Origin of the sequence: Nostocoides sp., assembly GCF_035343835.1 — a bacterium.
In the GTDB taxonomy this organism is placed as follows: Bacteria; Actinomycetota; Actinomycetes; order Actinomycetales; family Dermatophilaceae; genus Nostocoides_A; species Nostocoides_A vanveenii.
The window spans coordinates 1-8556 of the sequence record NZ_DAOQZV010000141.1 but is presented as its reverse complement, the minus strand read 5'-3'; the positions used below and the strand labels follow the sequence as shown (position 1 = coordinate 8556).

Genomic DNA, 8556 nt, shown 5'->3' with positions numbered 1-8556 from the left:
CACGGCCCGCGCGGAGATGCGCCGGTCCGAGGCGGGGCTCTATATCGCGGCGCAGATCCTCGGGGCGCTGCTTGGTGCCGTAGTGGCCCACGTGATGTTCGAGCTCCCCGCGGTCACCCTCGCCACGAAGCAGCGCACCGGGCTGGGTCAATGGCTCGGCGAGATCGTCGCCACAGCCGGCTTGCTCGCCCTGATCGGCGCCCTGACCAGGACCGGCCTCGGTCGCCTCGGCCCAGCGCTGGTCCCGGCGTGGATCGGCGCCGCCTACTTCTTCACCTCGAGCACATCCTTCGCCAACCCGGCCGTCACCATCGGCCGCGCCATCACCGACAGCTTCTCCGGCATCGCCCCGGGTGATGTCCCCGGGTTCATCGTGGCGCAACTTCTTGGCGCGGCCCTCGGTGCCGCCCTCACCGAGGTGTTCTATCCCCGGGCCGGCACGCCCGAGCCGCTCGACCTGCCGGCGCCCGTGCACGACCACCAACCGTGATCCGCCGGAGACGTCGTGAGGTCCGCGAGAGGCTCACGATCCTCATGGACCAGTGACGGACCGACCGGCGCCAAGCCTCAGGCCGGGTCGACGGTCTTGACCATCACGCAGTTCCTCAGGCCTTTGGGGCGGTCATAGGTGAAGCCGAGACGTTCATACAGCCGGCGGGTGCCGTTGTAGAGGAAGGAGGAGGACATCTTCTTCGTCTGCTCGGTCAGGTCGTGCGGATAGCTCTCGACCACCCCGCCGCCGGCCCGCGCGATCATCCCCAGCGCGCCGCTGATCGCCAGCTCTGTCACCCCCTGCCGGCGGTAACGCTTGTCGACGAAAACGCACGTGATCCGGTAGTCCGGGTCGGCGCTCTTGGTCGCGTCGTACTGCTTGCGGTGATGGATCGTCGGCAACTCGGCCGGCGTGCCGAATTCGGCCCACGCGATGGCCTCCTCGCCGTCCATGACCAGCGCGGCGTGCGCCTGGCCCGACTCGACATACGCCTTCTTCAACTCCCGGTTCGCCTCGGCGCCCTGGCCGCGCTCGGGCCCATCCGGGTGGAACCAAATGCACCAGCACCCACCGAAGATCCCGTTGTGCCGCTGGACCAAGGCGTCGAACGCGGGCCAGGTCTGCGGGCTGAGCGGCGCGATTGTGTATGCCGTTTCGGTGGCCATGAGGGAGCCTATTTCAGTCCCCGCCACGGATAGCGTCATCTGAATGACGATCAAACTCGAGAACGCCTGGATCGTCGAATACCTCCATCCCCGGCGCCAAGCCCTGAACGCCGGGCGCCCGCGAGGCTCTGAACCGCCGGAACGAGAGGTGGTCAGCTCTGAACTCTGCTCGCGAAGGTCGTCAGTCCCGGGCCACTCAGTTCGGGCAGCAAATCTGCTCGCCCTGCCACCGCCATCAGCAGGGCCTCACCGGTGCCCCGGACCTCGGGCCCGGAGCCGGCGACCAATCGAGATCAATGGCCGTCAGCCGAAGGCCACGGCCATTGACCCGCACGGGTAAGGGTGGGGCGAAGAGCGCGAAATCGAGCGCCACCCGGACCGGCTCCTCGGGGATGTCCCGCGGCCACCCGATGGCTCGCCGGATGTTCCTGGTGGTGGATGGCGCAATCGGTCAGGGCAATGCGCCCGCCGACAGGGTTGTCAAGACCGGTGGGGACTCGACCTGATCCTCGCCCGGGGGCCGGCCGGGCTGGCCACCGCCTGGGTGGCGCTCGTGGCGGCGATGGCCGTGCTCAAACCCCTCGCGATGATCGTGTGCCTGTCGGCCGGCTGGCGCGGCGGCGAGTTCTTCCCGCGCATGCTGACCGGCGCCTGCCTCGGCGCCCTGACCACCGTGGTGCTCCCGATCTCCCCGGCCGCCGCGATGGTGGCCGGTATGGCCGCAGCCACCGCGATGGGATTGCGCAAGCCCGTCGCTGCGGTGCTGGTCGTGGCCTTCCTCGCCGGCGGGACGGCCCTCGGACCGATGGTGGTCGGCGGCCTGCTTCCCGCGATCGCTCTGGGGCGTTCGTCGAGGACGCGTCAGGCGTCGTCGTCGGTCGAGGAGGCGAAGCCGCCGAGGTCATAGACGCGGAAGAGCACCGCGTGCCCGGTGCCCGCAGCCGCGCCGCCCTGGGCGAGGATCTGCGGGATGAAGTCCGCCGGCTTGGGATGGCCCGGCAGGTCGGCGAGGTAGGCCTGGTGATGCTCGAGTGAGGCGACCGAGGCCGCGACCGCCTGCTCGTCGACGGCCACCGCGTGGGTCGCGACCGGGTGCCCCGCCACCAACAACGCGGACGTATGCCACTTGGGCAGCCCCTCGTCGTCGGCCAACTCGCGGAAGACCCAGGTGTTGTCGGCGTCGCGGACGGCGTCCACTGTCGCGAGGCCGGCGGCGCGATGGTCGGCCTGGTTGAGACCGCCATACGCCTCGACGTCGAAGTTCGCCGTCACGACCGCGTCCGGGCGCACCTGCCGGATCACCCGCGCGATGTCGCGGCGCAACTCCAGAGTCGGCATGAGCATGCCGTCAGCGTGGTCGAGGATGCGCAGGTCATGGACACCGACGCTGGCGCACGCCTGGTGCTGCTCGCCTGCGCGCAGCGGGCCGACCTCCTCGGGGGGGCGCTGCATACCGGCCTCGCCCTTGGTGAGCAGCAGGTAGGTGACGTCGACACCGCGCGCGGTCCAGGTAGCTACGGCCGCGGACGTGCCATATTCCATGTCGTCCGGATGGGCGACCACGCACAGCACACGCGCCCACGACGCATCGGGCAAGGCGGGAAAGACACGCGAGTCAGTCATCCCGGCACCTTAGCGTTCCCGACGATGCTGGCCCGACTCGTCACCGATGATGGTCGAGAGACTGACCTGATTGTGCTCCACAGCCCATCCCCAACTTGCCGCCTCCGTCGTCGCGGGCGGCCCCATGGACGAGCATGGCGTCCTGGCCCGCTCGCCACTCCACTAGGGTGCGAAAATGGTCAGCGCCGCCTTTGTCGCCCCCTTCCTTGCCGACACGACAAACAACTTCGTGCTCGCGGCAGCCCGCACACCCGGCGTGCGCCTCGGCCTGATCACGACCGCGTCGCTCGACCAGGTCCCGGGGGAGATCCGGCAGGCGCTGGCCGGCCACTACCAAGTCCGCGACGGCCTCGACGCGCACCAGATCGCCGACGCCGTGCGGGGACTGACGCCACAGATCGGGCCGGTCGAGCGGCTGATCGCGATCCTCGAGCAGCTTCAAGTGCCGCTCGGTCAGGTGCGTGACGCTCTGGGCATACCGGGCATGAGCGAGTCCGTGGCGCTCAATGTCCGCGACAAGTCGCGGATGAAGGACGTCCTGCGATCGACCGGATTGCCTTGCGCCAGACACCAACTCGTCCACCGTGTCCAGGAGGCGCTGGCCTTTCGCGACGTGGTCGGCTTCCCGATCGTCGCCAAGCCGCCGGATGGAGCGGGAGCCCAGGCGACCTTCCGGCTCGATACCCTCGCGGACTTCGACAACTGGCTGACGATGGCCGTGGCCGACCCCTCGCAGGTATGGCTGCTAGAGGAGTTCCTCACCGGCCGTGAGCACAGCTTCGACGCCGCGACGCTGCACGGCCAGACGCTTTGGGCATCGATCAGCGACTATCTCCCGCCGCCACTCGAGGTCGTCCGCAATCCGTGGATGCAGTGGACTGTCGTTCTCCCGCAGGATATTTCAACACCGCAGTATGCCGAGATTCACCGCGTCGGACCACAAGCGATTGCGGCACTCGGGGTGCAGGACGCCTTCAGCCACATGGAATGGTTCGCTCGCCCGGATGGCTCGGTCGCGGTCTCGGAGATCGGCGCGCGCCCGCCGGGCGCGCAGATCGGGTCGATGATCGGCTACGCCCATGACGTGGACTTCTTCGACCTGTGGTCCAATCTCGTTCTGCGGGAAGAGTTTCACCGGCCCGACCGGGTGTATGCCTGCGGGACGGCCTATCTGCGCGGAATGGGCCGCGGCCGGGTCCGCGCCGTCCACGGCATCGATCAGCTGCAACGTGAGCTCGGCGAGCTTGTCGTGCGAGCCCAACTCCCACAGCCCGGGCAGCCGGCGGCAACGTCCTATGAGGGCGAGGGCTTTGTCACCGTGCGCCACCGAGACACGGGAGTCGTGCAGGCCGCGTTGGAGCGCATCGTCCAGGTCGCGCGCGTTGTACTCGTCGAATCCGACTGACACCGAAGGGTTTTGCCGTGAACATCGTGATGATCTCGCCGGGATTCCCTCTCGAGCAGGCCTATTTCACCCGCGCCCTGGCGCAGACCGGGGCACAGGTCATCGGCGTCGGTGACCAGCCCGTTCAAGCCCTCCCGCGGGAGGCGCAAGCCCACCTCGCGCACTACGAGCACGTCGCACTCGCCGACGAGTCGGCCGTCCTGGCCGCCCTCGACGGCCTCTCCGCCTATGTGCACATCGACCGGGTCGAATGCCTCTGGGAGCCGTATGTCGTTCTGGCAGCACGCATTCGCGAGCACCTCGGACTACCCGGGATGAGCGTGGAGCAGGCGACCTGGTTCCGCGACAAGGAGGCGATGAAGCGCGTCCTGGACGCGGCCGGGATCCGGACGCCACGGCATACATCGGCGAGCAATGCGGCCGAGATCTGGGCGGCTGCGGAGCGAATCGGCTACCCGCTGATCGTCAAGCCCATCGCGGGCGCGGGGTCAGCGGACACCTACCGCGTCGACTCCGCCGAGCAACTTGCCCAAGTGCAACCGATGATCGGGCATGTGCCGCTCGTCAGCGTCGAAGAGTTCATCGACGGCGAGGAGTTCACCTATGACACCGTGTGCGGTCGCGGCGAGATCCTCTTCGAGAATGTGTGCTGGTATCTCCCGCGCCCGCTCCAACAGCGCAGCCACGAGTGGATCAGCCCGGTGACGATGGTGCTCTCGGACCTGGCCGATCCACGGCTCGCCGACGGTATCGCGATGGGGCGCGCCGTGATCGAGTCGCTCGGATTCACCGACGGCTTCACGCACATGGAGTGGTATCGCAAGGCCGACGGCGAGGTCGTCTTCGGCGAGATCGGCGCGCGACCGCCCGGAGCACGCACTGTCGACCTGATGAACTATGCGACCGATGGTGACCTCTTCGCGACCTGGGCGCAGGCCATCACGACCGGATCAGCGCCGCCGCTGACGAACAAGTTCAACTGCGCCAGTATGTTCAAGCGCGCCGAAGGCCGCGGGCGGATCACCCACATCGAGGGCCTGGAGCGGCTGCTGCGCGAGGAGGGCGAGCACGTCTGCGTTGTCGACCTGCTGCCGATCGGGGCGCAACGCCGCGACTGGCGAGCCACGCTGCTCTCCGACGGCATGATCATCTACCGCCACATGGATCTCGGCCAGACGCTGCGGATCAGCGACCGCTTCGCCAACGAACTTCGCCTCTATGCCGAGTGATGACACTCAGGCTCGCAGCACCTTTGCCATCGGCCGGCCCTTGGCGATCTCGTCGACGAGCTTGTCGAGGTAGCGGATCTGTCGCATCAGCGGGTCCTCGATCTCCTGGATCTTCACGCCACAGATCGAGCCGGTGATAAGCGCGGCCTTGGGGTTGAGTTCGGCGCCGGCGAAGAAGTCCGCGAAGGTCGTGCGATCGGCCAGGTGCTTGTGCAGCGTCACCTCGTCATAACCGGTCAGCCACTCGATCACGTCGTTGAGCTCGCCGGTGGTCCGTCCCTTCCTCTCCACCTTGGTGACGTAGTGCGGGTAAACGTCGGCGACAGCGGTCGTGAAGATGCGGCTCATCGGCCGAGCGTAGCCAGCGGCGTGGCCTGACCAACTCCGGACATGGCGGGTCTCGGGCAGGACATCGCGCGGCGCACCGGTCTCGCTGGGTTAGCCGCGTTGGAGCCCAGCTCGTTCTCTGCCGGGGCAGGAAAGGAATGTTCGGCAGCAATCGGCAATTGGTGGGGAGATTAGGCCACGCTGAGGCCGTGACTATCTACCCGCTCATCCACCCCACACAAGGGGACGTCGTCGAACTCATCCTCGCCGATCACCGACTCTTCGAGGATCTCCTGCGCGAATGCCGGCGCAATGACCGCGACCGCGAGGCCGCTCGCGCCGCACTTTCCGAGTTGCTTGTCGCCCACGCCGAGGCCGAGGAGACGGAGGTCTACCCCACCCTGCGCCAGTTGCGGGCCATCTCCAGCCACAAGGAGGAGCATGGCGAGGAGGAGCACGCGGAGATCCTCGAAGCACTCCTCGCCTTCCTCGATGCCAAGGGAACGACGACGAAGAAGTACGACGACGCCGTCAAGGAGCTTGCCAAGGTCGTCGGGCATCACAGCAACGAAGAAGAACTCGACATCCTCAACCCGGCGCGCGATGACGTCTCGGTCGCCACCCGTCACGACCTCGGCGCGGCCTGGGCCGCCAAGCGCAATGCGTTGCTGCGGGCCGGGTGTGCGTCCCGGGCCCAGGTCGCCGCGTTGCTGGCCGAGGCGGTGCGTGAGAAGGTGTTACCGCCCGCTGACGTGCGCGAGGAGATGGACGCGATCGAGGAGCAGGCCAAGAAGCAGGCTGATGCGTTAGGCGAGGCCGCGAAGGCTGACGAGTAGCGCCGCGTTTGGCAGCCGCGGGTGAACACTTCGTGTCCAGCGGCGCAACACGTTGCCGATTCGTGCGGAGTGCGGTCGACGGGATGCGAGGGTCGGTATGCCGCCTGCCCATCCCGAGGAGCCCCATGTCATCCGCCCCTGCCCGAACGCCTCGTCACCGTGCGGGTGCCACCCGGCGCGCACTGCTACTCACTACCGCCACCAGCGGCCTGCTCGGGATCGTCGTTGCCGGCGCCAGCCCCGCACACGCAGGCACGAAGCCGGACTTTTGTGATCACGATCAGCGCACTGCGCCGATGGTCTACCTGTGCGCCAAGCCGGGTGACATTGTCGATGTCCGGATCGGCGACGTCCACCCGACGCAGCCGTCATTGGGCTACGACGAGGTCAACTACAAGCTCGGCCGCTACACCCTGGGCAAGGACACGATCAACAAGAAGTTTGCGACTGGTGCGAGGCCTCCGGGCTGCTCGATGCCGTTGCGGCGCAGCCCGATGCGCGCTTGGATGATTCAAGCAGCTTCACCTGCGCACTGCAGCCAGGGCAAGAGACGGCGGCGTCGCGGGCGCTGATGAAGACCGTCGTCATCGGGGCCGGCGGATCGCTCTGGCTCACCGATGGACACCACACCCTGACCTCCTTCGCCGAGATGCCCGACGGCGGTATGGACGCGCACGTCCGCCTGCTCGTCGCCGGCAATCTCTCGCGGCTGACGCGCCAGGACTTCTGGACGGCCATGAAGGCGAACAAGTGGGTCTGGCTCGAGGACCCGGCCGGCCAGCCGGTCGGGGTCAACAAGCTGCCGAACACCGTGGGTCTGGCCAACTTTGCGAACGACCCGGGCCGCAGCCTGCTCTATTTCGCCCGCGACATCGGCTACTCGGCAGGGACCGTCCCCTTCCAGGAGTTCTATTGGGGCGCCTGGTTGCGCACCACTACCCCCGTCGATCTGTCGGGATGGAACCCCGACGATGCGGCGAGCTACCTCGATGCGGTGACCAGAACGGCATACGCGCAAGTCGCCCTGGCCAAGGACGGCCAGGTGTATGGCGGGTTCACCGCCGCCGACCTCGGCGCGCTTCCCGCGGTGAACACCAAGGAGTTGGCGAAGCTGGCCAAGCCGCTGTCGGACGCCAAGCCCGGCAAGATCGCCTATATGGAGGCCTACAAGGCGCTGCTCGCCCACTGACGCGACTCAGCACAGGTTAGGTGTCCTCAAGCAAGGTAGACCCTGCTGGAGGTGACCTAGACCCTGCTAGCAGGGTTTAGGAACGTGGTCAGTCGTCCATTGCTTCGATGCCGAGCTCGGCCAACTCACCCATCCGCGAGCGCAGGTGGCGCACCAACTCGGCGTCCGGCGGGGCCCAGTCCTCGACCTCGGCGAGCACCCGCAGGGGCTCGGTGGTGCGATAAGACCGGGTGGGGTTGCCGGGGAAGCGCTTGTCGGTGACATTCGGGTCGTCCTCGATCGGCCCGAGCGGTTCGACCCGATAGACGCGGGGTGGGCCCTCGCCGCGGGCGAGTTCGGCAGCGAGTGGCGCGCCCGCGCTGCTGGCGGTGAGGTAGATGTGCTTGGCCATTCGACCGGATCCGTAGTTCGAGCGCCAGCCGGGGGTGAGTAGGTCGCCGGGCCGCACATCGGCACGGGTGCCGTGGAAGAAGGGGCCAACGTCATCGACAACCCGGGGCACTGATGGCGGGTCGCGAAGCAGACTGTCCAGCCGCGTGGTCAGAGCGGCGACCCGGGTGCGTCCGTGCGGAGCACGCGGGTAGCGTCCGAGAACATCGAGCACTGGCGTGGTGGGGCGCCTCGCCGCGGCCGTGAGCACGTATTCGGCGACAACGGGATCGTCCCCGCGCGCCAGTTCCGCCGCGCGGGCCGCGTGCGCGGCTGCTCCGAGAATGTGGCCGACCTGAGTCGCCCTCGCCAACGGATGGAGGTAGGCCGCGGCGCTGGCTGCCGATGCCGCCAGCGCCG

Annotated in this window: 12 protein-coding genes; 8 read left to right on the top strand and 4 right to left on the bottom strand. The window is 67.9% G+C overall.

Features of this window, described 5'->3' with window-relative positions:
• Window positions 1–490, top strand: a 490-nt coding sequence (locus PKH97_RS10765; RefSeq protein ID WP_324387410.1) for an aquaporin, incomplete at its 5' end; no start/stop codon positions are given.
• A 77-nt stretch (window positions 491–567) separates the two neighbouring features.
• On the opposite strand, the gene PKH97_RS10760 is transcribed toward PKH97_RS10765, so the two are convergent.
• On the bottom strand, window positions 568–1158 hold the full coding sequence (locus PKH97_RS10760; RefSeq protein ID WP_324387409.1) for a GNAT family N-acetyltransferase: 591 nt from the start codon (window positions 1156–1158) through the stop codon (window positions 568–570).
• 323 nt (window positions 1159–1481) lie between these two features.
• Here PKH97_RS10760 and PKH97_RS10755 point away from each other — a divergent pair, with 323 nt between their 5' ends.
• Complete coding sequence (locus tag PKH97_RS10755; protein WP_324387408.1) at window positions 1482–1664, top strand: hypothetical protein; 183 nt, start codon at window positions 1482–1484, stop codon at window positions 1662–1664.
• 47 nt (window positions 1665–1711) lie between these two features.
• Entirely contained in the window at window positions 1712–2065 is a 354-nt protein-coding gene (locus tag PKH97_RS10750) for a chloride channel protein (RefSeq protein WP_324387407.1), read from the top strand.
• Here PKH97_RS10750 and PKH97_RS10745 read toward each other — a convergent pair.
• Window positions 2020–2781 carry a PIG-L deacetylase family protein gene (locus tag PKH97_RS10745; protein WP_324387406.1) on the bottom strand — a complete coding sequence of 254 codons (762 nt, stop codon included), beginning with the start codon at window positions 2779–2781 and terminating at the stop codon, window positions 2020–2022. The genes PKH97_RS10750 and PKH97_RS10745 overlap by 46 nt on opposite strands.
• Before the next feature lie 175 nt (window positions 2782–2956).
• Between PKH97_RS10745 and PKH97_RS10740 the strand changes: the two genes are divergently transcribed.
• The gene (locus PKH97_RS10740) at window positions 2957–4186 is read left to right on the top strand and encodes a hypothetical protein (RefSeq protein ID WP_324387405.1); all 1230 of its coding nucleotides are present in this window, start codon (window positions 2957–2959) and stop codon (window positions 4184–4186) included.
• Between the two features lie 17 nt (window positions 4187–4203).
• Window positions 4204–5415, top strand: coding sequence for an ATP-grasp domain-containing protein (locus PKH97_RS10735; RefSeq protein WP_324387404.1), 1212 nt, complete (start codon window positions 4204–4206; stop codon window positions 5413–5415).
• Between the two features lie 6 nt (window positions 5416–5421).
• On the opposite strand, the gene PKH97_RS10730 is transcribed toward PKH97_RS10735, so the two are convergent.
• Window positions 5422–5763, bottom strand: a complete 342-nt coding sequence (locus PKH97_RS10730) for a DUF2200 domain-containing protein (protein WP_324387403.1) — start codon at window positions 5761–5763, stop codon at window positions 5422–5424.
• A gap of 188 nt (window positions 5764–5951) precedes the next feature.
• Between PKH97_RS10730 and PKH97_RS10725 the strand changes: the two genes are divergently transcribed.
• The 3 genes from PKH97_RS10725 to PKH97_RS10715 all read left to right on the top strand — a co-directional run bounded on the left by PKH97_RS10725 (window position 5952) and on the right by PKH97_RS10715 (window position 7767).
• The gene (locus PKH97_RS10725; RefSeq protein ID WP_324387402.1) at window positions 5952–6578 is read left to right on the top strand and encodes a hemerythrin domain-containing protein; all 627 of its coding nucleotides are present in this window, start codon (window positions 5952–5954) and stop codon (window positions 6576–6578) included.
• Between the two features lie 125 nt (window positions 6579–6703).
• On the top strand, window positions 6704–7150 hold the full coding sequence (locus tag PKH97_RS10720) for a hypothetical protein (RefSeq protein WP_324387401.1): 447 nt from the start codon (window positions 6704–6706) through the stop codon (window positions 7148–7150).
• Window positions 7150–7767, top strand: coding sequence for a ParB/Srx family N-terminal domain-containing protein (locus PKH97_RS10715; RefSeq protein ID WP_324387400.1), 618 nt, complete (start codon window positions 7150–7152; stop codon window positions 7765–7767). The genes PKH97_RS10720 and PKH97_RS10715 overlap by 1 nt, the downstream gene beginning before the upstream one ends.
• Window positions 7768–7855: 88 nt before the next feature.
• Here PKH97_RS10715 and arr read toward each other — a convergent pair.
• On the bottom strand, window positions 7856–8556 hold a 701-nt coding region (gene arr, locus PKH97_RS10710), incomplete at its 5' end, for an NAD(+)--rifampin ADP-ribosyltransferase (protein ID WP_324387399.1).